General features: G+C 68.8%; 19 protein-coding genes and 2 pseudogenes. 7 read left to right on the forward strand and 14 right to left on the reverse strand.

Annotated elements, in window-relative coordinates; translation table 11 throughout:
* Positions 1 to 186: 186 nt before the first annotated feature.
* From ABT171_RS35105 to ABT171_RS35165, 13 genes and pseudogenes are all read right to left on the reverse strand, one after another.
* Positions 187 to 1,539, reverse strand: coding sequence for an amidohydrolase family protein (locus ABT171_RS35105; RefSeq protein WP_351250449.1), 1,353 nt, complete (start codon positions 1,537 to 1,539; stop codon positions 187 to 189).
* 377 nt (positions 1,540 to 1,916) lie between these two features.
* On the reverse strand, positions 1,917 to 4,205 hold the full coding sequence (locus ABT171_RS35110; protein ID WP_351250450.1) for an NHL domain-containing protein: 2,289 nt from the start codon (positions 4,203 to 4,205) through the stop codon (positions 1,917 to 1,919).
* A gap of 179 nt (positions 4,206 to 4,384) precedes the next feature.
* The gene (locus tag ABT171_RS35115) at positions 4,385 to 4,654 is read right to left on the reverse strand and encodes a hypothetical protein (protein WP_351250451.1); all 270 of its coding nucleotides are present in this window, start codon (positions 4,652 to 4,654) and stop codon (positions 4,385 to 4,387) included.
* 93 nt (positions 4,655 to 4,747) lie between these two features.
* The gene (locus ABT171_RS35120) at positions 4,748 to 5,824 is read right to left on the reverse strand and encodes a glycosyltransferase family 2 protein (RefSeq protein WP_351250452.1); all 1,077 of its coding nucleotides are present in this window, start codon (positions 5,822 to 5,824) and stop codon (positions 4,748 to 4,750) included.
* Between the two features lie 479 nt (positions 5,825 to 6,303).
* The gene (locus ABT171_RS35125; protein ID WP_503077734.1) at positions 6,304 to 7,575 is read right to left on the reverse strand and encodes a sugar ABC transporter permease; all 1,272 of its coding nucleotides are present in this window, start codon (positions 7,573 to 7,575) and stop codon (positions 6,304 to 6,306) included.
* Positions 7,572 to 8,354 (reverse strand): ATP-binding cassette domain-containing protein, encoded by a 783-nt coding sequence (locus tag ABT171_RS35130; RefSeq protein WP_351250453.1) that lies wholly within the window; start codon positions 8,352 to 8,354, stop codon positions 7,572 to 7,574. The genes ABT171_RS35125 and ABT171_RS35130 overlap by 4 nt, the downstream gene beginning before the upstream one ends.
* Before the next feature lie 33 nt (positions 8,355 to 8,387).
* Positions 8,388 to 9,473 (reverse strand): sugar ABC transporter substrate-binding protein, encoded by a 1,086-nt coding sequence (locus ABT171_RS35135; RefSeq protein WP_351250454.1) that lies wholly within the window; start codon positions 9,471 to 9,473, stop codon positions 8,388 to 8,390.
* A 1,105-nt stretch (positions 9,474 to 10,578) separates the two neighbouring features.
* Positions 10,579 to 10,973, reverse strand: a pseudogene (locus tag ABT171_RS35140) (CBS domain-containing protein).
* An 80-nt stretch (positions 10,974 to 11,053) separates the two neighbouring features.
* Positions 11,054 to 11,710, reverse strand: a complete 657-nt coding sequence (locus ABT171_RS42020) for a glutamate ligase domain-containing protein (RefSeq protein WP_503077739.1) — start codon at positions 11,708 to 11,710, stop codon at positions 11,054 to 11,056.
* A 56-nt stretch (positions 11,711 to 11,766) separates the two neighbouring features.
* Positions 11,767 to 11,979 (reverse strand): hypothetical protein, encoded by a 213-nt coding sequence (locus ABT171_RS35150; RefSeq protein WP_351250456.1) that lies wholly within the window; start codon positions 11,977 to 11,979, stop codon positions 11,767 to 11,769.
* Between the two features lie 344 nt (positions 11,980 to 12,323).
* Complete coding sequence (locus tag ABT171_RS35155) at positions 12,324 to 12,827, reverse strand: SUKH-3 domain-containing protein (RefSeq protein ID WP_351250457.1); 504 nt, start codon at positions 12,825 to 12,827, stop codon at positions 12,324 to 12,326.
* A 239-nt stretch (positions 12,828 to 13,066) separates the two neighbouring features.
* Positions 13,067 to 14,314: a caspase family protein gene (locus ABT171_RS35160; RefSeq protein WP_351250458.1), complete on the reverse strand. Its 1,248-nt coding sequence runs from the start codon at positions 14,312 to 14,314 to the stop codon at positions 13,067 to 13,069.
* On the reverse strand, positions 14,311 to 14,715 hold the full coding sequence (locus ABT171_RS35165; protein ID WP_351250459.1) for an effector-associated constant component EACC1: 405 nt from the start codon (positions 14,713 to 14,715) through the stop codon (positions 14,311 to 14,313). The genes ABT171_RS35160 and ABT171_RS35165 overlap by 4 nt, the downstream gene beginning before the upstream one ends.
* A gap of 703 nt (positions 14,716 to 15,418) precedes the next feature.
* On the opposite strand from ABT171_RS35165, the gene ABT171_RS35170 reads away from it, so the two are divergent.
* The 4 genes from ABT171_RS35170 to ABT171_RS35185 all read left to right on the forward strand — a co-directional run bounded on the left by ABT171_RS35170 (position 15,419) and on the right by ABT171_RS35185 (position 17,298).
* A complete protein-coding gene (locus ABT171_RS35170; protein WP_351250460.1) occupies positions 15,419 to 15,739 on the forward strand; it encodes a PadR family transcriptional regulator in 321 nt (106 codons plus the stop codon).
* Positions 15,736 to 16,590 carry a hypothetical protein gene (locus ABT171_RS35175; protein ID WP_351250461.1) on the forward strand — a complete coding sequence of 285 codons (855 nt, stop codon included), beginning with the start codon at positions 15,736 to 15,738 and terminating at the stop codon, positions 16,588 to 16,590. The genes ABT171_RS35170 and ABT171_RS35175 overlap by 4 nt, the downstream gene beginning before the upstream one ends.
* A 217-nt stretch (positions 16,591 to 16,807) precedes the next feature.
* Positions 16,808 to 17,005: a toxin-antitoxin system HicB family antitoxin gene (locus ABT171_RS35180; RefSeq protein WP_351250462.1), complete on the forward strand. Its 198-nt coding sequence runs from the start codon at positions 16,808 to 16,810 to the stop codon at positions 17,003 to 17,005.
* Entirely contained in the window at positions 17,002 to 17,298 is a 297-nt protein-coding gene (locus ABT171_RS35185) for a hypothetical protein (protein ID WP_351250463.1), read from the forward strand. The genes ABT171_RS35180 and ABT171_RS35185 overlap by 4 nt, the downstream gene beginning before the upstream one ends.
* A gap of 662 nt (positions 17,299 to 17,960) precedes the next feature.
* On the opposite strand, the gene ABT171_RS35190 is transcribed toward ABT171_RS35185, so the two are convergent.
* Positions 17,961 to 18,953, reverse strand: coding sequence for a substrate-binding domain-containing protein (locus ABT171_RS35190; protein ID WP_351250464.1), 993 nt, complete (start codon positions 18,951 to 18,953; stop codon positions 17,961 to 17,963).
* 99 nt (positions 18,954 to 19,052) lie between these two features.
* On the opposite strand from ABT171_RS35190, the gene ABT171_RS35195 reads away from it, so the two are divergent.
* The 3 genes and pseudogenes from ABT171_RS35195 (at position 19,053) to ABT171_RS35205 (ending at position 21,847) form a co-directional block, all read left to right on the forward strand.
* Positions 19,053 to 19,694 carry a TetR/AcrR family transcriptional regulator gene (locus ABT171_RS35195; protein WP_351250465.1) on the forward strand — a complete coding sequence of 214 codons (642 nt, stop codon included), beginning with the start codon at positions 19,053 to 19,055 and terminating at the stop codon, positions 19,692 to 19,694.
* Between the two features lie 1,105 nt (positions 19,695 to 20,799).
* A pseudogene (locus tag ABT171_RS35200) lies at positions 20,800 to 21,376 on the forward strand (ATP-binding protein); the annotation flags it as partial.
* A gap of 63 nt (positions 21,377 to 21,439) precedes the next feature.
* Positions 21,440 to 21,847, forward strand: coding sequence for a DUF3224 domain-containing protein (locus tag ABT171_RS35205; protein ID WP_351250467.1), 408 nt, complete (start codon positions 21,440 to 21,442; stop codon positions 21,845 to 21,847).
* The last annotated feature ends 211 nt before the right edge of the window (positions 21,848 to 22,058 follow it).

Here is a 22,058-nt window from a genome sequence, read left to right on the forward strand (position 1 = left end):
GCTGTGACCATGCACAGCCGTGCCCCCTCATGATGGTGCGTTGGGCGAGGCAGGGGATGAAACCGGTGGAGTCGGCGGACTGGCCATGCCGGGCGGTCGGCCTTCGGCCTTGTCGGCGACGATCGCGGTGTCGACCGGACGGGGGCAGCACACAGGGGCGCCGCCCCCTTATGGCACCTCGGCTGGTCAGTTCGTGCGTGTGATGGTGACGGTGTCCTGTGCGGTGGCGAAGGCGGGTTGGCCGAGCTGGATGCCGACGAGTGCTCGTCCGGCCGGTGCTGTGGCCTCGACTTCCATGGCCGGGTAGATGGATACCCAGGCGTCCTTGCCGGGCCGGCTGGGTACCAGGTCCAGCGGCACGGCCGGGCAGGTGAGGGTGCGGCGGTCGGCTGAGAGCACCCCGAGGGCGACGGGCTCGTGACTCTCGTCCTCCGAGCGGGTGAAGGCGACCCGGTCCTCGAGGAACAGCAGTCCCTCCGGAGCGGTGAAGACCACCTTGGTGGTGCCGATGGTGCGCTGGCCCGTGTTGCGGATGACGAAGGCCGGGTAGAGCCAGCGTTCCTGGCCCGCGGTCGCCGTCAGGTTCTGTGTCTTGATGGTGGCGCGCAGTCCGGTGTCGATGCTGGCCGGTGCCGTGTACCGGTAGTAGACGCTGCCGAGCTGGAAGGCGTCCTCGGGTTTGGCTTCGTCCCAGCGCAGGCTGCTGGGAGAGCCGTCGGGGTCGGCGGACTGCGGCCAGACCAGGAAGCGGTAGTAGCCGGGCTTGTCACCGAGCTGGCGCAGGTCGATGGCGGGCAGGGTGACCTTGCGGCTGGTGCCGCTGTCCTTGTGCCCCTCGGCCTTTTGCAGCTGGGGGGTCGGGGTGTAGTGCGAAGGTGTTCCGTCCTCGTGGACGAGCTGGTAGTAGACGTGGTCGCTGTTGCTGCTCGGTACGCCCTGTTCGCCCTGGCGCGGGTTGACCAGGTCGATGATGAACTTGTCCCCGGGGATACGGCCGCTGTCGGTGACGTGGCCGAAGCCGGCCTGGCTGTTGGGGGTGCCGCCCCAGCCTGTGTCGTAGGGCAGCCGGACGAAGGGCCGTCCGACCTTCTCCGGGTCGCTGCGCTGCCAGGAGCCGGCGAGCACCTCGATCTGAGGGTTCGCTGTGCGGACCTCGCCGTTGTCTAGGGTGACGTCGACGCGGATCTGGTACGTGCGGCTGTAGGCGGGGCGGGGGTCGGCGTCGACGTTGAGGTCGCCGCGCAAGGTGAAGGTGATGAGGTCGGCGTCGTCGAGGAAGGTGAGGTCGATGACCTCGTACTCCTGGTCGATGCCGCCCCTGCCGCGCTTGACCTCCGTCGCGGCGAGGTCGGCCTGCCCGTTGCCGGTGTAGGAGTACTTGACCTCCTTGATCTTCACCCCGACGGGGACGCGGATGCGGCCGTCGTAGCGGAACTCGCTGTCCCAGACGGCGAAGCGGTTGGCGTGGCCGAGGCTCCGGATTCCGGTGACTTCGGGGTCGAGCGCTGTGTAGTCCTGGGGAGCTGCAGGGGTGTTCATGCGTGCTCTCTGCTTCCTGCCGGGAGTGTGGGGTGGGCGGTGCGGCGTGACATCGCCCTCACGGAGGCCCGCGCCGTTGGGGCGACGGGATCACCGACTCGGGCGTCGGCGGCCCGTCTGCAGTGCGCCCTGGGCGCGGCGTGCGAACGGGATGCCACTGCGCGGGAGGTGACCGCTGCGGGGCTGGGGTGTCGCGGCGGCCGGGGCAGAGGGGCCAGGGAACGCCCGGGGGCATTCGCGGGTACGTCTGGCCGAGGTGGTGCCTTGGGAAGCCTTCGCGATATGCACCGCAGAGGCTCGGGCCCTCTCTGTCCAGAGAGAGGGCCTGGCCTCTTCGAGCGGGTGTCGCCCCGCGCCGAGTGTGGGTCGTCGCGGGGTTATGCCTCGATGGTGACGGTGGCGTTTCCGCTGGCGAAGGGCGGGTTGCCGATGCGGATGCCGACGCGTACGGCGCCGGTCGCGGCGTCTGCCTGGACTTCCATCTCGGGGTAGATGGCGGCCCATTTGCCGGGGTCCAGGTCGAGGGCGGCGTCCCGGAGGGTCAGGGTCCGGTTGCCGTCGGAGCGTTGGCCGGCCAGTTCGGTCTCGTACGTCGCCCCTTCGCGGGACATCATGACCCGGTTCTCGGTGAACCACAGGCCTTCGGGGGCGGTGAGGACGATGTCCGCAGGGCCGATGCGTGTGCGCCCGGTGTTGGTCAGGGTGAGCACGACCGGGTAGACCCATTGCTGGCCGGGCTTCACCCGCGCCTTCTCCAGTTGGGTCTGGACGATACGGGCGCTGTGCCCGGCGGAGGCGCCGGTGACCTTGGCCAGGATCTGCACGGGGGAGCGGCGGCCGATGCTGGCCGAGCCGTCGCTTGCGAGGCCGGGGGTGGCGTCGGGCTGGGCGCGCAGGCCGATGCTGTAGACGAGGGTGCCGGCGTCGGTGTGGGTGGTGTTCAGGTGCGGGTTGTCCCGGATGATCAGGGTGCGGCCGGAGTCGTAGATCTCGTGGTGCAGTTCACCCGTGATGGCACCCTCGACGGTGTCGGGATAGGTGTAGGTGGGCCGGCCGATGAAGGTGAAGCCGGTGGGAGCGGTGAAGCGCTGGGTGATGATGCCGGGGTTCACCGGCTGGCCGACGGGTGAGACGTAGCGCAGGAGGACGCGGGCGGACTGTCCGGGTGCGGCCTCGGGGATGTTCTCCTGGTAGACGGTCAGGGCGCGCTCGTCGGCGGTCGGTTCGGGGACGACGACGGTGACGGGCAGGGTGAAGCTGTTGTCCTTGAGGTTGAGGTCGCCGCCGTACTGGATCTCCAGTGTGGACTCGTACGTGCCCGGTTTGGTGGTGTCCGTGGCGCGGACGCGGAAGACGCCGTCCAGCGAGCCTCTGTTGGGGGCCAGGTCGGTGCCGGGGAAGGTGCGGGTCAGGCGCCGTCCGTTGTTCTCCTGGGCGCTCTCCAGGCCGTCGGCCAGGGTGAGGACCACTGTGATGTGTTCTCCGCTGGCGATGGCGGGGCCGCGGTTGTGGACCCGGGCACCGAGGTCGAATTCCTGGCGGCGGGGGACCGTGACCGGGAGGATGACTTCGCCGTACAGGTCGGCGATGGGAGGGGGCGGCGGGGTCACGGTCGCCGCTGCGAACACCTTCCGCACGCGGTGGTTCGAAGCGTCACCGATGTACAGGTCGCCGGAGGGGGCGACGGCCACTCCGTAGGGGTAGTAGAGCCGTTCGCCCACCGCCGGTCCTCCGTCGGCGACGTAGCCGGCGACGCCGGTACCCGCGGCGGTGGTGATGATCCCGTTGGATGTCACCTTGCGGACACGGTGGTTGTGGCCGTCACCGATGTAGAGGTTCCCGGCCCCGTCCACGGCCACGTGTGAGGGGTAGTGCAAAGACGTGGCGACGGCGGGTCCTCCGTCGGCGACGTAGCCGGCGACGCCGTTGCCTGCGACGGTGGTGATGACGCCGTGGGGTGTCACCTTGCGGACACGGTGGTTGTAGCGGTCGCCGATGTAGAGGTTCCCGTCCTGGTCCACCGCCACTCCCCAGGGGTAGTGGAGTTTGGTGGCGACGGCGGGGCCGCCGTCGGAGACGAAGCCGGCCTGGCCGTTGCCTGCGACGGTGGTGATGATGCCGTTGGGTGTCACCTTGCGGACACGGTGGTTGGAGTAGTCGGCGATGTAGAGGTTTCCCTGCCTGTCCACCGCCACGCCGATCGGCGCGTTGAGTTTGGTGGCGACGGCGGGGCCGCCGTCGGAGACGAAGCCGGCCTGGCCGTTGCCTGCGACGGTGGTGATGATCCCGTTGGGTGTCACCTTGCGGACGCGGTGATTGGAGTGGTCCGCGATGTAGAGGTTCCCCGCCCCGTCCACCGCCACGCCATAGGGGTTGTAGAGGTTGGTGGCGACGGCGGGGCCGCCGTCGGAGACGAAGCCGGCCTGGCCGTTGCCTGCGACGGTGGTGATGATCCCGTCGGGTGTCACCTTGCGGACGCGGTGGTTGCTGACATCGGCGATGTAGAGGTTCCCCGCCCCGTCCACCGCCACGCCTGAGGGGTTGTAGAGCTTGGTGCCGACAGCCGGACCGCCGTCCACGACGAAGCCGGCCTCACCGTTGCCCGCCGCTGTGATGATTGTCCCGTCGGGGTAGGTCGCTGTGGCGGCGGCTCTGTTGGTTGTCATCGCTGTTCCTCCTGTTGTGGTGCGGGGCGCGGCGTCGGCCGGAGTTCCGGCGTAGGCGGGCCCCGGGCTGGTACGACCGCGCCCGGGCTGTGCCCGACGCGCGGAGTGGGAAGGGGTCGGCAGTGCGAGGGAGGCGGCTGACGTGGCGCTCGGTGCGGCGGCGTCCCAGGGCGCCGGGGTCAGGGGACCTCCACCCAGACGTCGGTCGCGTTCCGCTCTCGCGGCAGCCACAGAGCCAGGCGGTCCGAGGCGACCTGGACCGGCCCGCTGGCGAGGACCGCGTCGGTACGGCGTCGCGGGAGCAGCTTGCACACGGACACTCCGGCCATGAGCAGGGTGGTGGCGGCCACGACGGTGGCGAGGGTGTCGAAGCCTGAGCGGCGCCGGGATGCGAGCGCGGATGCCCCGCCGGCTCCGAGGGCACTGGCCAGTGGTACGCCTGCGTACACGGATCTCCCGCCTCTTCTCCCGCCTGTCGTCCCTATGCGCTGGCATCGCTGGTGCGGCTGTCCGGGACGGCGTCCTGGGCAGTGCGGGTCGTCTCAGGTCGCGCACCAGCGCTCCTCGCGCCGCCGGGCCATGTCCCACAGGGCGCGGACGTAGACCGCGTGCTGGAACAGGTCGTAGACCAGCTCGACGGCGAGGGTGCCCGCGAGCAACTGGGACTTCAGGCCTGCGCCGCGGGCGGTGACGACCTTCTCCGCGACGAAGACCAGGCCGACGGCGCCCCAGAACGGCGAGAACTCCGGGCGGCCGCGAGCCAGCATCCAGGCGGTGAAGACGAGATACAGCGCCAGGGCCAGCACGGACAGTCCCATGAGCGCCTGGCGCACGAAGTACGGCGCGGTGACTCTGGTCCAGCCGTAGTCCCGCAGGTTCTCCAGGGCCCCGCGCTGCCAGCGCATCCGCTGGTGCCACAGCTTGGGCACGGTGGTCATCACCTCGGTGACCACCCGGCAGCCGGCGGGCGAGACCGTGCGGTAGCCGATCGTGCGCACGGCCTTGGTGATCTCGTCGTCCTCGGTGAGGGAGGCCAGGGAGTAGTACGACGTTCCGCCACCGATGAGACCGTCCAGGCGCGCCCGTCGGATCTGCCGCAGGGTGGAGACCCTGAACACGGTCGCGGTCCCGGTGAGCACATCGGCCCGGTAGCCACGCCGGGCGATCTCCCTCGCATAGCGCTGGAACTCGATCCGCTGCAGGGCGCCGAGCAGTCCGCCGCCCGGCTCGCCGTAGAAGATCCCGCCGACCGCCCCCACACCCGGTCCCATCGCCTTCACGGCACTGGCCACGAACGACGGGACCAGGGTGGTGTCGGCGTCCTGGACCAGCACAAGGTCATCGGCGGCCAGCCCGTGCAGGACGCCGTCCAGAGCCTGGTTGAGCGCCCCTGCCTTCTTGTGCCGGTTGCCCGAGGACTCCACCACTGTTGCCCCGGCCCGCCGGGCGTTGTCCGCGGTGGCGTCGGTGCAGTTGTCGGCCACGACGACGATCCGGTCCGGCTCCCGGTTCTGCGCCCGCAGGGCGGCGATGGCCGCGCCGATACGGCCGGCCTCGTTGTGCGCGGGGATCAGCGCGACGATACGGGCCGCCGCCACGTTGCCGGCAGACGGCCGCACGCGGGCTTGATGCGTGCGTCTTCGCATAACCGTGCTCCTGACCGCACGCACGCATCACCGCGCGCACGAGGGGACTTGTGCCTACAGAAGGCACCGGGCCGACAGAGGACGCCGAGTACACGGAGAAGGGCCCGACGGGCGAGGCCGTCACACAGGCCGTCCCTCGGCTCCGGGGCCGCAGGCATGACGGCCCCATGCATCTTTCGGTGGGTGGTATCCAGGGAACTGTCGGACGGAATTTCATCCGGCATATGCAGCCCTTCCACTGGGAGCGTCGTTCGCGAGGAAGCCTCACCCGATCGGGGCGGGCCTGTGGAAGCACGAGTCGAGTGTGTTTCCCGCTCCGGCGCACGCCCCCCGGTGCGTACGCGCCCCCCATTCGGGTTAGCCGCGCCGCTGTCACAGGCGCCCTACCAGCAGGGTCGGCTTCCTGAGGCCACCGTCCCTGCCGGGCAGCGCGGGCCGGGTGTACGCACTGCTCAGGCCCGGCCGTGCGCCTCCTGGGAGCGGCGCGACAGTGCGTCGATGACCGCGGCGGCGAACAGTACCCCGCCGGTGATCACGAACTGGACGGCGACCGGGATGTCTGTGATCGCCATGCCCGAGGCGATCGACTGGATGATCAGAGCGCCGAGCACCGCTGACCAGGTCGTGCCGCGTCCCCCGAACAGGCTGGTGCCGCCGATGACCGCCGCCGCGATGGCGTTCAGCAACAGGACGCCCGAGCCGGAGGACTGGCTGACCGAGGTGATCCGTGAGGCGAGGAACAGGCCGCCGATCGCGGCCATCGTGCCGGAGACCGCGAGCACCACGGTCTGCACCCGCACCACGCCGATACTGGCGCGGCGGGCCGCCTCGACACCGCCGCCGAGTGCGTAGACCTGTCGTCCGAGGTACGTGCTGTGCAGGAGCACGTCCAGTCCGGCCACCACGACGAGGAAGACCAGAAGGGCCAGTGGCAGTCCGTGGAACTGGTTGAGCGCGTACGCAGCGGCGAACGCGATCACCGTGAGCGCTCCCGTGCGCACCCCGAGTTCGGAGAGGGAACGGTACGGCAGGCCCAGGGCCCGTCGCCGGCTCCTGTTCCGGTAGGAGATGACGAAGGGCAGGCCCGCGCCGAGCGCCGCCACACCGTAGGCGACGGCGGTGTTGCTGAAGTAGTAGCTGGTCAGCTTGGCGACGAGGCCGTTTGCGTCGAGGTCGATGGTGCCACTGGTGCCGAGGACGTAGAGCATGACGCCGTTCCAGGTCAGCAGCCCCGCGAGCGTGACGACGAACGCGGGCACGCGGGTCCTGGCGAAGGAAAAACCCTGGATGGTGCCGGCCGCTGTGCCCACGAGCACCGCGAGGATGACGGCGAGCCATTCGGGGACGCCGTTGTTGACGCTCAGCACGGCGAAGACGGCTGCCGCGAGACCGCTGATCGAACCGACCGACAGGTCGAGCTCGCCGATCAGCAGCACGAAGACGATGCCGACCGCGATCAGACCCGTACCCACGATGTCCACACTGAGGTTGGACAGGTTCCGGGGTGAGAGGAAGTTCGGGTTGAGGCACTGGAAGATGACCCATACCGCGAGGAGGACGAGGATGACCGGGAGCGAGCCCAGTTCGCCGGCGATGAACTTGTGCCGGGACGCGGCGGCCCAGCCCTCCACCACACGGACGACTCTCCGCCGGGGCCCCGGTCGGCGGGGTTCGGCGGCGGGGGCGGCCTGACTGTTGTCTGTCTTCTTGCGGTCCTGTGTCACCAGTCCACCTCCCGGTGGGCCATCCGGTGCGGAACGTTCTGCGTGGCCCCGGTGATGGAGGAAATGATCTCTTCTTGGGACGCGGTGTTCACGTTGAAGAAGCCGTTGTTGCGGCCCAGCCGCAGCACCGCGGCCCGGTCTGCGAGGGCTTTGACATCGGCCATGTTGTGGCTGATGAGGAGGACTCCCATGCCGCGGTCACGCATCTGGTCGACGAGTTCCAGGACCTCGGCGGTCTGTTCGATGCCCAGGGATGCCGTCGGTTCATCCAGGAGGAGTACCCGGGGGTCGCCGAGGAGGGAGCGGGCGATGGCGACCGTCTGCCGCTGGCCGCTGGACAGGGCCACGACGGGGGAGCGCAGATCGGGCAGGCCCGTCGCCAGGCGCTTCAGGAGGTCACGGGTACGGCGTTCCATCTCCGCTTCGTCGAGGAAGCCGAACCTGCGGATCTCCTGTCCGAGGAACAGGTTGCCGACGACGTCGAGGTTGCCGCACAGGGCGAGGTCCTGGTAGACGGTGGCGATGCCGAGATCCCGGGCGTCCTGGGGACGCCTGATGTGGACCGTCCGGCCCTCCCATTCGAGGACGCCCGAGTCCGCGGGGGCCACGCCCGAGATCACCTTGACGAGGGTGGACTTGCCGGCCCCGTTGTCCCCCAGAAGCGCCACGACCTCGCCCGCGCGAATCTTCAGTTCGATGTCGGTGAGGACCTGAACGACGCCGAAGCGTTTGCACACGCCGTGCAGTGCCAGCAGTGGGGGAGCCGACACGGAAACCATCTCCTTCCCCGGGCCCGGCTGTGGGGGACCGGCCTATCCGGTCAGTCCGGCCCGGTGGCAGGCCGTTCTGAGCCGGGGCACGCAGATCCGCTCGACCGTGTACACACCGCCCTTCACGAGGGTGTCCTTGATGGTGCCGGCGGTCACTGACACGGGGGTGAGCAGGACGGCCGGAACCACGTTCCCGCCGCGGGTGCGTACCGTGCCGGTGGCGTTGCGGTGGAGGTTCTCGCCGCGGGCCGCGGCCACGGCCATGGCGGCGCCCGCGGATGCCTCGGCCTCAGTGGGCTTCCAGACGGTCATGTACTGTTCGCCGCCGACGATGCGGCGCACGGCTCCGAGGTCGGCGTCCTGGCCGGTGACGGGGGGCAGCGGGGAGACCTTGTTCGCTCTGAGGGCGGAGATGACGCCGGAGGCAAGGGCGTCGTTGGCGGAGTAGACGCCGTCGATGTGGCGGGCGCCGAGGTCGGCGATGGCGCCGGACATGTTCATGTTGGCGATGTCCGAACGCCACATGGGAGTGTCGTACGTCTTGCCGATCTTGACCTTGCCCCTGAGCACCGACAGGGCGCCTGCTTCGAACAGAAGAGTGTTGGGGTCGGTGGGATCACCGTTGATCATGACGATCTGATCACCGACTGCCCGGAGGGCCATGGCCCTCAGCAGCGCCCTCGCCTGGAGCCTGCCGACCTCCTGGCCGTCGAAGGACACATAGCCCGAGATCGGGCCCTCATCGAGGCGGTCGTAGGAGATGACAGGGACGCCCGCGTCGTGCGCCTTCCTGACTGCGGCGCTGAGCGCGCTGGCGTCGACGGCCACGAGTACCAGCGCATTGATCCCTTTGGTGATCATGGAGTCCACCTGTCGCTGCTGGGCGGCCACGTCGCCGTTGGCATTGGCGTGCTCGACCGTGCAGTCGCGGCACAACTGCTTGATCTTCTCCTCCAGCAAGGGCCTGTCCTTGGACTCCCAGCGGGACGTGATGGCATCCGGTAGCAGCAGACCGATCCTCGGGCCGCCTCCGGCGTGGACGGCGGTCCCGCCGCCCTGTCCACAGGCAGCAAGCGCCATCGACATGGCGACCACGGCGATAGCAGCGTCCCGTATGAAGGTCTTCATGTGAGAGACCTCCCTGAGCCGTGCCACTGAGGTGGGGCCCAAGCAGGGTCCGCAGGTCGGGGGGCCGTGGACCGACTCGCTCCGTGGGAATGGCCGACCCGGTTGGCGGACCTGGCGAGGAGCGGTGTGCGCGTCTCTTGTGCCCGTTCGGCTGCCCGCTCCCGGGGCGGATGGCGTGTGTGCGCGGCGTGCGTGCGCGGCGCCGTACACGCACCACACCGGTCGCCCCGCCCGCGGGCACCGGCGCCTCCCTCAGTGCGTATGGCGATACCCGGTCTCCTCACCCGGCCACGCCACAAGACGGCCACGTCGTCAGTCTGGCATCGGCCGCGGTGCCCTGCGAGCGCAGTGGATCCGTGAGGGGACGAGGCGCCGAATCCGGGCTGTGGCATCGGCGCGGCGGGCGGCGGTGCGCACCGGATGCGCGATGCGCACCCCCAGGTGGGGGCGCACCACCGCGCCAGGTGCGCATCCACCTGGTACGGTGGCGCGGCTACCGGTGCAGAGCCACCACGGTGTCCACCACCGCGCGGGCCCGCTCCGCCTGCTCATCGCGCAGCGCCCGCAGAGCCTGGACGACGTCCTTCGGTGCGGGGCGAGGACCTGGCCGACGAAGTGCTCGATGGTGCGGGCGATCCCCGGCGCGGCAGCTGCAGGCCGTGCGTGGCCCACACGCGGATCGCCGTCAGACAGATGACGCCGACCTCGTCCAGGACGTAGGGAGTGGGCGCAGGGGGCGCTGTCGTCGGTCAGCGCGGTCACGGGGAAGACGATCAGTTCCGCGATGCCCGGCAGCAGTCCCGGCAGCTGCTCCACCTCGGGCGCGAGCCGTGCGGCCTGGACGGCGTCTCCGGTCTCCACCCAGGATGCAGTCGAAGCCGAGCTGGACCAGGCGCGAAGGTCTTCCACCAAGCCGACCAAGTGAGCCGCTCAGCCGGGGTGCCCGGTCCATGCACCAGGCGGATCACGTCGTACGGGGGCCAGCCGGGGCAAGGGGGAGAGTGTTGGACGGCCAAACCCGCCGACGGCTGAATCACAAGGGGCTGCGTGAGCGGCCTGACGAGCCCCAAGCCCGAAGAACCGCTCGCCGGCCAGCCGTCCATGGTCAGTCGGTGGACAGAGCCTGAAGCAGGTCACCGACCTTCGGGTCCGGCAGTGCCCCGGGCGACGTCGGCCTGGGCGACGATGCCGACCAGGCGATGGCCGTCGATGACGGGCAGGCGGCGGACCTTGTGGTCACTCATGGTGCGCAGGATCTCCTCGGCGTCGTCGTCAGCGCCGATCGTCACCGCCTCACCTGGGCCAGCTCGCCCGCCTTGACCTGAGCGGGGTCTTCGCCGACGCCGAGGACCTTTACGACGATGCCCCGGTCGGTCAGCATGCCCTTGAGTTTGTGGTCCGTGCCGCAGATCGGCAGCGCTCCGACGCCCAGCTCGGTCATCTTCTTCGCAGCATCGAGCACGTTCTCCTCGGCGCCGATGCACTCGGCGCCTCCGTCATGATCTCGCGGGCCGTCGCCGTAGGGCAGTCTCCTGATACCTCGCTGATGAGATATGGGCTGAAAGCCAGCCCGAGCCGCGTCATGGGTGCCCCGTCAGCTGGGGGGACAACGGGTTCCGCACGCATTGCACCCCAGGGAAAGGCTCACGGCCGGGGACCCGTAGCAGGCGGGCGCCGGGCGAGGCGTTGACCAAGACGACGTCGCCGGCCCTGAGCGTGGAGCGCGGCAGGCGCAGTGTGGTGTCCTGGTCGGGCAGGTGCACGGCTTTCGCTCCGGCGGCGCGTGCGGCCAGCTGAAGATATCCGGGCTCCTCTCCTCCCACCGTGATGAGCTGGTCCAGGCGCAGGCCGGCGGCGTGCCGACCGACGTCCTCGTGCGCAGCGCGCGCCTCGTCGCCGGGTTCGTTCATGCGGCCCAGGACGGCGATCGCCCGCTGGGCGTGGCCTCGGGCCATGGCCGCGAGCGTATCGAGTCCCACGTCAAGAGGTTCGCTTGGACGCCACCGGGCGGTGGGTACAGGCGCGGCACGACGGGGCCGACGACGGGTATGCGGGTGAGCAGTCCATCGTGCAGAGGGGTGGAGACGACCAAGGCGGGCGCTCGGCTTGGGCGTTCCTCGTCGTCGAGTGGCTGGGCAGCGGCTGGCGGTGGTGGCAGCGGCCTGCTGGGCACCGGCGGGTGGGGCCGGTGATCCCCTGCCCGCCGAGGAGACTGCCCGGCAGCAGTTGACGCGCATGCCAAGTCACCGACGGTGATGGCGGCTTGCCCATAAGCCTGCGGCGTCCTTGCCGACTACCCTGCGACGTCACACCGATGACGTGCTCTCGCCTCCTCCAGCATCCGGTGCTCGATCGGGCCGGGGCAGCACCCGTACTCGTCGAGCACCGTCCGGGTCGCCCGGTCGAGCGGGCGCAGCCGGCGTGCACTGCCGTCCCCGGCCGGCCGCAGGCGCAGCGTCGTGCCGCCCTCGACGGGGATGACGGTCAGCACGCCGTCGTCGACCATCGCCTGGACGGAGCCGTGCCGGTAGGGGCTGGCGGCGAGGCATCCGTCCGGGTACTGACGTACTGGCGGTCGTAGCGGTCGTACGGGCCGGTGAAGTAGCAGTCGACGACGGGCCCTTGGCCTCACGGTGAAGTGAACACCACCGAGAGGACACGGCCCTGTCATCCACGCTCTACACCTGCTGTAGGTTGAGCCGCTCCGTTAGCAGCGAGTCCTGCTGAAACTCCGGATTCCATGTTGCGTTAACAGTGGGCCGATCGGTTGATAGCAATCGCGTGGCCCGTCAGGAGGGACCGTTGGGCTGAAGCCCGGTTCGGACGCCTGACTGTGGTCTCGGCGGCTGTTCAGGCGGCGGTCTCGATCCGCTGCGGAGCGATGCCCAGGATGAGCTTCCCAAGCGCCTCCGGGGCGGGACCGAATGTGGCCAGCCAGGTCTCGACTAGGTAGATCTCGCTGTTCTCGTCAATGCCGAGGAAGAATCTGCCCTGATCGACTTCGCCGATGGGGAAGATGGCGCGACCGATTGTCGCGCTCCAGTCGGCGAAGCGGTCCTCCTCGCCGATCAGGGTGTCAGGGTCGAAGTCGAAAGGGGCCTTGGCGCAGGTGATGCCTGGTCCGCTGATCTGCACGTCCAGGTCGCCGAACTCTGCCAGAAAGGCTTCGGCGGCATCGTGCATGCGGACCAAGCCGGTCTTCCCGAGCGTCTCCTGCCAGCGGTCGATCGGGATGCGCCGTCCCGGCCACCAGCCGGCGGCCCGCAGAGTTTCCTCGATCACGCCGGTTTCCCGCCGCATCCCGCCCCGCGTCGGCAAGATGCTCTCGGTGGTGGAGGAGACCGCGGAGAGCACGAAGCCGTGGTGCGGTGCCGCGGCCGCGATGGCGGGGCGGGCGGCGCGGCCGCCCCGGCGCCGGATGCGAACAGCGACACCGGGGAGGCGTAATCGCGGATCGCCTCAGCCGTCTCCACGGTGATCTCGCTGACTGCACTGGCCTTTCATGCCGCTGTCCGCACCGGGACCGGGCCGCAGGCGCTGTGCGACATGGGCGGGGTTCACGATCAGCACGGTATGCAGTGAGCCCTGGCAAGTCAGGCTGTGACCAGGTGCTGTATGCGGCGGAGGCAATCCCGGACTCTGCTGGGAGTATCGAGCACCATTGTTGTCGAGGACCAGCGTTGCGGCCCTGAGATGTCAAGCCAACACGACAGCTCAACGCCAGCCGCGTGAGAGCTCGCGGCGACGGGGGAGGAGAAGTGGTACTGCCCGAAGTCTCGGTAGGGCACGAACAGGTGGGTGTTCCCTTGGGCTATGCGCAGGCCGGTGCTGGTGAAAGCCAAGCTGATGGTCGGCCGGAACAAGCTCAGCCTGACCAGCCAGAGCGCGATCAGCTTCTCTCCCGGACCAAGCCGGTGTTGGTTACAGGCGCGCTTCACCTCTTTGTTCGCAAATGCCGTCTCGACCAGGAACACGCCATGCGCGGGCCGGCTGCGGAAGTGATCACGGACAACACCGCCGATGCGCTCCAGGTCGACGGCGGACGATCCCGCGGTGTCGTTGCTGTCCTTCGCGGCGTTCTTTGCGATGCAGATGCGATTGGCGGTGCCCCGGGTGCCGAAAGTGGGCTGGGGCAGCCCATTGGCACGCAGTTCGGAAAGCAGCTGGTCGTGCAGGGCTGCCATGTGCAGCAATGGGGCACCTCCGGGTATGCCCCGGTAGAGAAGCGCGATCAGTGCCTGGGTGAACGCCGTGTAGTGCGCGTCGACTGGTGCGAGCGCCAAAGCGCCCGCTGATGACGCTGTCAGTACGCAGCTGGCACCGCCGGGCGCAATGCGATCGAGTGCGATGTTCGCGAGATCCGCGAGGTCCTCGCCGGGTGACATCCCGCCGGGGATGGCGCGGCCGCTGTAGCAGCAGTCCAGGATGACCACGACTTGTCTGCCATCCGCGCGACCGCGTCTGATTTCGCGTCGAAGATGATCGAAGGCGCAGGCGGTGTCGGGACGGTGCTTCCGGGACTCCGGGAGGGCCAGGTAGAGCTCGTTGCCGAACTCGTCGTCGTTCAGGCCATGTCCTGCGTAATAAATCACCACCGTGTCGGTGGCCTGCTGGCACGCCTGGATGACGGCGTCGATAACGTCGGACGCCCTCTTCGGTTGGGAAACCTTGATCACGTTCTGGGGTGGCAGGCCCCAGACTGCTTCCGTGGTGAAGGCATCTTCAAGGCCTTCCAGGTTGTTCTCCACTGCAGGCAGTGGTGGCAGGTGCTCGTAAGCGTGCACTCCAATGAGAACCGCCCGCGAGGCAGCTGGATCGGCCAGCCGCAGGCCGTCGTTCACCGGGGCTCTGGCGCTGCGTCACCGTCCTGGGCAGGCGGATTCGCCTGCTCGTTCATGAGGTCGGCTGCCAGGCGGCGTGCCTCCTCGATGTCCGGCGAGGAGACCTCGACCACAACATTGCCGTGGGCATCCCGCTCCATGCGCACTGTCGGCGGGCTCACCCGGCCCTTCTGCCACAACCCGATTGCGGAAATAACCGTGGCCAATCCCGTAAAACCGGTTCCCACAGCGGCCAGTATCAGATCCGCGGACCAGCCCGTCATCGCGTCCGGCCGCTCCGCAGCCGTGCCGAGTGACAGCTCATCGACTGCCTCGGTGATCTCCGGATCGTCACTCAGCCATCGGTACAGAGAGGCGAGCTCACCCTCGTCGTCCTGGCGGATACTCAACTTGAACAGCACGCTACTCATCCCCCTCAGATGTTCCCCACGGCAGATATCTACCGCATACGTTCCTCCGTTGACCCGCAAATGGTCGGTTTGACGGCTCTCGTCTCACACATCCGTGAGCCTCGGCCGAAGGCGTCAAGCTGGTGGATACCCCACGCTGGGTGAGCCCGGACTACCTAGCCGAGGTCCGGGACCGCGAAGCCCGGCTCCGCCATTTCCGCATAGGGAGTCTGCAGACGCCGCTGATGGGTCTTGGCCAGCCGGCCCGCGCGTCCGGCTCGGTCAACGGGCGGCCGGCCAGGTCGTCGACGGCGTTGGTCGCCGCACTCAGTTCCTGGCTGGGTGTCAGTGCCAGCGCCCGCCTCGGACATCGATGCGAGCAGCCGCTGCAGCACGGCCTTGGTCGCCTGGCCGACGCGGCCGGATCGCACGGGCGTCCGGGCGGTCAGCTCTTCAGGGCGGTCCAGGTGTCCCGTCCGACGAGGCCGTCCCCAGCGAGCGGCCACCAGGCTTGGAACTGCTCAACGGCCGCCGAACTCGATCGCGATCGACTGCAGTCGGCCTGTCAGCCCGGTGCTGTCGGCGGTGCCGCGTGGACAGGCCCGGCACCTGCTCGGCGTACGTCGTGCGCGGCCCTATAGCGTTGGGCCACTGCTACGTACTACGCCATATCGTATAACGTAGTAGTCGGCAGGGAAGATGAAGGGGGTGCCTGATGCCGCGTCAACGTGACCGTGTCGGGTGGGCCGAGCCGGCGCTGCTGATCCTGGCCAGCCTGGCCGACGGACCGAAGCATGGCTACGCGATCATCAAGGACGTCGAGGAACAGACATCCATCAAGCTGGGGCCGGGAACGCTGTATGCCGCCATCGCGCGGCTGGAGGAACGGGGCCTGGTCGCGCCGCTGGACGAGGACGAGCGTCGGCGGCCCTACCGGCTCACGGCGGAAGGCCAGACCGTGCTCGACGACAAACTGCGGGCGATGGTCCGCTTCGCACGCACCGGGTTGACCCGGCTGGGGGTGGCAAACGCGTGATCGACATGGCGGCCCGGTTGGCCTTGCGGGCATACCCTCCCTCGTTCCGGGAGCGCTACGGTTGTGAGCTTGAAGCACTGGTCGAGGACACCGGCGCAGGCCCAAGCGTCGTAGCAGACCTCCTTGTCGGCGCGCTGCGGGCATGGCTTCGCCCGGTGATGCCCGATGAGTCCGCCGAACGGCGCCGCCGCCGCATGCAGGCAAGCGTCGCCACCACCTGGGTCTCCTGGTGCGCTGCACTGTATGCCCTGCCGATCTTGCGCTTCATCCTGTCCGAGGAGCCCTGGCCGACTCCGGACCTGGTGCGGAGGCTGCTAGACGTTGCGCAGTACGCCATGTACGGCGCTGGCCTGATCCTGTTGGTCGGCGCCCTCGCACTCCTTGCGGAATCCTCCAGGACCGGCAGCTGGGCCGCGTGGCGCCCGCTGGTGGCTCTTGTCCCGACGCTGCCCACGTGGCTGATCGCGCCGTTCCTCCTGGCATTCGCCTCCATCGACCCGGTCTCCTACTGGGTCGGGGCCTTGGGGGTGCTTGGGCCGGCAGCGTTCCTCGTTACCGCGGCGGTGACGCCGGCGGTCGTCGTCACCCGGTGCCGACCATCTGCGAAGGTGTTGCGGCTGCTTGCCCTGTCCGGGGTTGCGGTGGCGTTCGCCGTGACGACGACAGGCATCGCCTGCGTCGCGACGTTCACCATGAATACCGCTGACGCAGCCCAGCTGGTCACGATGCCCATACTCACCGTCACCGTTGCCGCTTCTGCAGCAGCCCTGGTCAGCGCCGGTCGGGGGGCCAAGGCCGCGCTCCGCAGGGAACATCCGGTGGCTCTCGATTCAGATCCCGGAGGGGCGTAGCGCTCGACGACTTCACCGGGTGGCTCCTTCGGGCTATGGCACCCCGGCTGAGGCCCGTGCCGACTTCGACACGGGCCTCAGCCCTCTCCAGGCGGTTCCTGGGCCGCTGCCCCAGCCCTGGGCCGGCGAGCTGCCGCAGCTGTGCCTCGTCGAGCTTCGCCGGGTGCATCTATGCCACTGCCTTACGCCACCAGCCATCGGTAGCTACTCTGCAACCATGTCTGTGACCACCATGACCCTGCGCATCCCCGATGACCTCGCCCCCTCGATCAAGGCGGCTGCCGCCGAGGCCGGCATGAGCGTGAACGCGTACGTGGTGCGCGCGGCCCGCCGCGCCGCCACCCTCGACGCCGCCCAGCAGCTCGCTGCCCTCGGCCTCGGCGACGACCTGGCGGACGAGGGCGACACCCTGTGAACCGTGGCGACATCTGGGCTCTGCCCGACGGCCGCAATGTCCTGGTCATCAGCCTCACTGGCCTGGAAGAGTCCTACGGCGCCGTTCTCGTGATCGTGCTGCACGAGAGCGGCCGGTACCCGGACACCGCCATGTCGGTGGTGATCGGCGACCCGATCCCCTGCACCGCCGTCGCCGTCAACATCACACAATTGCGGGTCAACCGGTTCGAGGGAGCAAAGCTGCTCGGCCCTGTCGATCCTGCCACCATGGCCCGCGTGGACCAGGCCCTGCGCGCCGTCCAAGACCTCTAGCCCGACGCTGGCCGACCACTGGTGAGTCGAACCAGCCCGGCCTGAGACACCGTCACAAAGCGGCGGGCACGCCGGACTGATGACGTGGACGACCTCAACCAGATCTTGGCCAGCCACTGTCTGAAGCCGCCGCGCATGCGGCTCTCCCGAGCCGACGAGACGCTGCTGCCCGGCGGATACACCGGCCCTTGGCCACACGCCGACAGACCGTGTGGCACCGCCTGCACTCCGCCGAACTGCACGCTCGGTAAGGCTCGGGAGTCCTGGAAGTGGCCGCCCAGGGTGTACCAGGGCAGCCGGCGTGCCCGAGGCGCAACGCGCCCAGAGCCGCGGTGGCCAGTCCGCACCGTTGGTACTTCTCCATGATGCAGGGCTGTTCGGCCCACCCGAGTCGGCAGTGGGCGCAGACGGCGTAGTCGACGGCGAAGGCGACGTCGCCGGCGAGGTTCGCGGCGGGCTCCCTCCAGGCGGGGCGTTCCGAGGAGGGTGTGTCCTGCCAGGGCGCATTCAGCTTGATCATGGTCCAGCCGGTGGGCCGGCGGCCCCATCGGCCGCCGCTGATCGCGCGTAGGACCCGTTGCCAGGGCGTGCTGTCAGGAGCCCAGGCCACGTGGCGGGCCTGCGCGGCCAGTGCCATGGCTGCTTCGCCCTGATCGGTGCGACTAGGTGTCGAGGAACTCGGGGATGAAGATGTCGCGGCTGGTCAGCAGGCGCTTGGAGAGGCCCTGCTCGTGGTGGTAGCGCAGGAAGGTGTCGACCGCCTTGCGGTTCGCGCGCAGGCCGTAGGGCCACCAGTCCTCGCCGAGCAGGCTGCGGTTGTGTTCGAACAGGCTGCTGAACCAGGGGGTCACCAGGCTCATGTGCTGCTTCGGGGCGTCCTCGATGTATGTGCGTTCGGCCAGGTCCTTGGCCTTGACGAAGGCGCGGTAGACCGAGCGCAGATCCTCGGAACGGTGCACCAGGTCCTTGCGGACCGCGACGATGTGCATCGGGGGGAAGATCCCGGTGCGCCGGTAGTAGTCGCGCTCGACGTTCTCATAGTCGGGGAAGAGCCGGACGATCGTCGTCGATCCCCGCAACATGGCCTGGGGCACGTCGACCGAGATGAGCGCGTCGATCTCTCCGGACTCGAGCATGGCGCCGAGGGTCTGGCCGTGGCCGGCGTGCCGCACGTGCACGCCGTCCGGCACTGGCTGCGGGAGCCAGTCGAATGCGGGGATGGGATGGTTGGTGCCGCCGATGACCCAGCGGCACTGGTCGACGGTCACGCCGTACTCGTCCGACAGGATGCCCTTGGGCCAGACGCCGGCGTCGTGTCCGAAGAGCGCGAACTCGCCGAGTGTCTTGCCGACGAGGTCCTGGGGCTTCTCGATCCCCGCCTCGGTGTTCACGAAGATGGCGGAGTGCCGGAAGTTGCGGTTCGGGAAGATCGGCAGCGCCAGGAATGGGGCGTCGTCCAGGTCGAAGGTGCGCAGGAAGTAGGTCAGGCCGAGTTCCGCTATGTCGTAGCGGCCTTCGAGCATGTGCCGGAAGAGGTCCGAGACCAGGGGCTCCGTCTCAAGGGCGGCGTCCACTCCGTCGATCTTCACGCGGCCGTCGAAGAGCGCCTCGGTGTGCTCGTACCGGTAGGTGCCGATGGTCAGCTCGATGCTCATCAAGATCCCCGCTTCCGTGAATGACCTTTCATTTTCACGATGGGCCCGATATGGTTCCCTGTCAAGATGAATGATCATTCACTTTGAGGGAGGCCGGACATGCCGCGCATCACACCCGAGCGTCGGGAAGCCAAGCGTGCGGAGATCGTGGCGGCGTCGCGCCGGTGTTTCGCGCGGGGTGGCTTTCACCAGACCTCGATGCCGGACATCGCCGCCGCAGCCGGTGTTTCTGCGGGCGCCCCCTACCGCTACTTCGCGAGCAAGGAGGAGATCATCCTGGCCATCGCCGCGGACGCCTTCCGTCTGATCTTCGAGCCGATGGAGCGGGTGGCCGTGGCCGCTGACGCCCCTTCCCTGGGCGACCTGGTCGCCGCCTCCCTTCAGGCACTGAGTGCCGAGACAGTCACGGACGCCGCAGGGCAGGTGGTGCCGGTCGAAGAACTGCTGCAGTGCGTCGTGCAGACCTGGTCGGAACTGCTGCGCAACGACAGCCTGCACGCCCGCGCGTTGGAGGGCTTCGAAAGGGTCCGTCGCAGCATCGCCGACGCCCTGCGCCGCGGACAAGCGGCGGGCGCCGTCCAAACCGTGGAGCCGGAGAGCGGCGCACGGGTATTGATCGGTCTGCTGCACGGATTCCTGCTCCAGCGTGTCGCCTTCGGCTTGACCGACACGGCGGGATTCAACGACGCCGTCCGGGGGTTGCTCGACGGAGCCGAGCGCCCGGACAACACCTCGCGGTGAGCGGTCCCCAGCTCAGGCTGCAAATCCGCTGCACATGTGGATCCGGCACCCCCGCATCCGCCGGCGCCATGATGGCCCACGCCGCGGTGGTGTTCCGCTGACAGTCCACGGACGGCGGTGGGAGAGTGGCACCGAGGCCGGGTCCGGGCCGGTGCGGGCCAAGGAGCGTGCGTATGCCGTGTGGGACCACACGGGCTTTGACCAGCACCGGTGGAAGTACTTTCGGGCCATGGCCGGTGCGCCGGATCCCCGGTATGGCGACGGCAGGCCGGTCTATGAACGCAGCGGACCCTGTGGAGTGCGGTGGACGCTGGTCGGTGTCGCCTGTCCGGACCCGCGCCGACTCAGGGCATGGGCGGAAGAACTGGCCCTGCTGGTCCCCCCACAGCGAACTCGAAGTCCTCACTGGTCGGGCGTGGGCCCCGTTCCAGGTCTACGTCCTTAACCCGGACACTGGCGAGACGGACGAGGAGCGCGTGCTGCCGGCAACTGTCATGTGACCGGCGTGCATGAAGCCTCTGCGTCCCACAGGTATGCGCCGCGGGACGGTGCCGACGGCGAGGACGATCCGGACGTCCCGGTGGACTGTCGATGATGGTCGGCTTGGCCCAGGAGTAGTGCTGAACGAGGCCGTCGGCGGCGGCGTTGAGATGGAAGCCGACGCGGCAGAACGTCTGCGCGACCTGCTGCCCGGGCCGGTCCACGCCCGCTGATCCTAGGAGTTCTGTGCCGATTCCGCCGATCAGTTGGCTACCAGTCCAGGGATGGCCCGGCGATTCAGCCGTCATGGGACGACGGTTCCTCGCCGTACACCGCCCGGTCGTATGCGTCGTAGCGGCCGACGTCGTCTCCGCAGACACATACCCGCCCTCGAACGGGAGAGCGTCGCATTCCTCGTCGTGGACCACTGGCCGCCTGGTACTCATCGCGTGGCCACCGCCCAGAATGCCGGAACTTGGAACCGGTCGGGATCCGGCTCTTCGGCGTGGTCGGGGAAGGTGGGGGTGCCGGATGCCGTCGAAGATCACGATGACAGCGCCGTCGTTGCGGCCGTCGGATTCGAGGCGGTAGAGGCCGAGGGTCTGCTTCCGCCGCCGGAGGAGCCGCCAAGTTCGGACAGCAGGCCACCCTGGAGGGCTCAACTTCAACGTCTCCCCGAAGCTGCCCGCCGCTCAGATCCGGGACCTCGCGGCCCTGCGCTGGCTCCACTCCGGCGAGTCCGTATTTTATTCGGGCCCGTCGGTGTCGGGATGACGCACGTCGCCCAGGTCCTCGGCCACCAGGCCGCCCGTCAGGGCGCGAACGTCCGCTTCGCCAAGACCAGCCGCATCCTCGCCGAATTCGCTGGCGGCCACGCGGACCGCACCTGGGACAAGCGCATGCGCGAACTCGTCCGCCCCGACCTGCTCATCCTCGACGACTTCGCCATGCGCCAGCTGTCCGCGTCCCAGGCCGACGACCTCTATGAACTCGTCTCCGAGCGGCAGGGCCGCTCCTTGATCATCACCAGCAACAGGGCGCCCAGCGACTGGTATCCCCTCTTCCCCACCCCGGTCGCCGCCGAGCCGCTGCTGGACCGGCTGATCAACTCCAGCCACCAGGTCATCATGAACGGCCCAAGCTACCGGCCCAACAAGCGACCGAAAGGACCCACCACCCCGACCGAACCACCGCAGCAATAGGCAGTCCGGCGGATCACCGGTCTGCTCGGCATCGCTGTCAGTGGTGCGGAATACGATCCGGGGATGCGAGCTTCAGGAACATTCAAAGTGGCCGACTTCACCCCAGCTCCGGTGCCGAGCCCGGCGATCGAGACCGCGGTGCCCGTCGGCCTCGCCACGATGAACAAGCAGTACGAAGGCGAGGTCGCCGGGCGCTCCGCCACCTTGTTCACCGCGGCGTTCGACCAGTCCACCGGCACGGGCACCTACGTGGCGATGGAGTCCTTCGAGGGGGAGCTCCGTGGCCAGTCGGGCACCTTCAACTTTGCACACTCCGCAACCACCCTGGGCGAGGGCAGGCAAGGCGACTTCTTCATTATCGTTCCGGGCAGCGGAACAAGCGAGCTGGTCGGGATCACCGGGGCCGGAGGCATCGCCGTCGACCCGGACGGCACACACCGGATCTGGTTCGACTACGACCTCGGTCAATAGCCCAGCAGCTCAAGCCCTCAGCAAGAGTCCGATCGAAGCGACGATGGCGCCACAACGGCATTGAGTTCCGCGCTGACACCGGACAGATGACGTTCCCCCACCCCTCCGTCTGCCGCATCCCTCTTTCCCATCGAGCATCACCGCCTGGCCATGGGGTGGGGAATTACGGGCTCTGTCGGGGATCTTGTGACGTACCTAGTCTGAACTGGGC

This window comes from Streptomyces sp. NPDC001851 (assembly GCF_040297165.1).
Classification (GTDB): Bacteria; Actinomycetota; Actinomycetes; order Streptomycetales; family Streptomycetaceae; genus Streptomyces.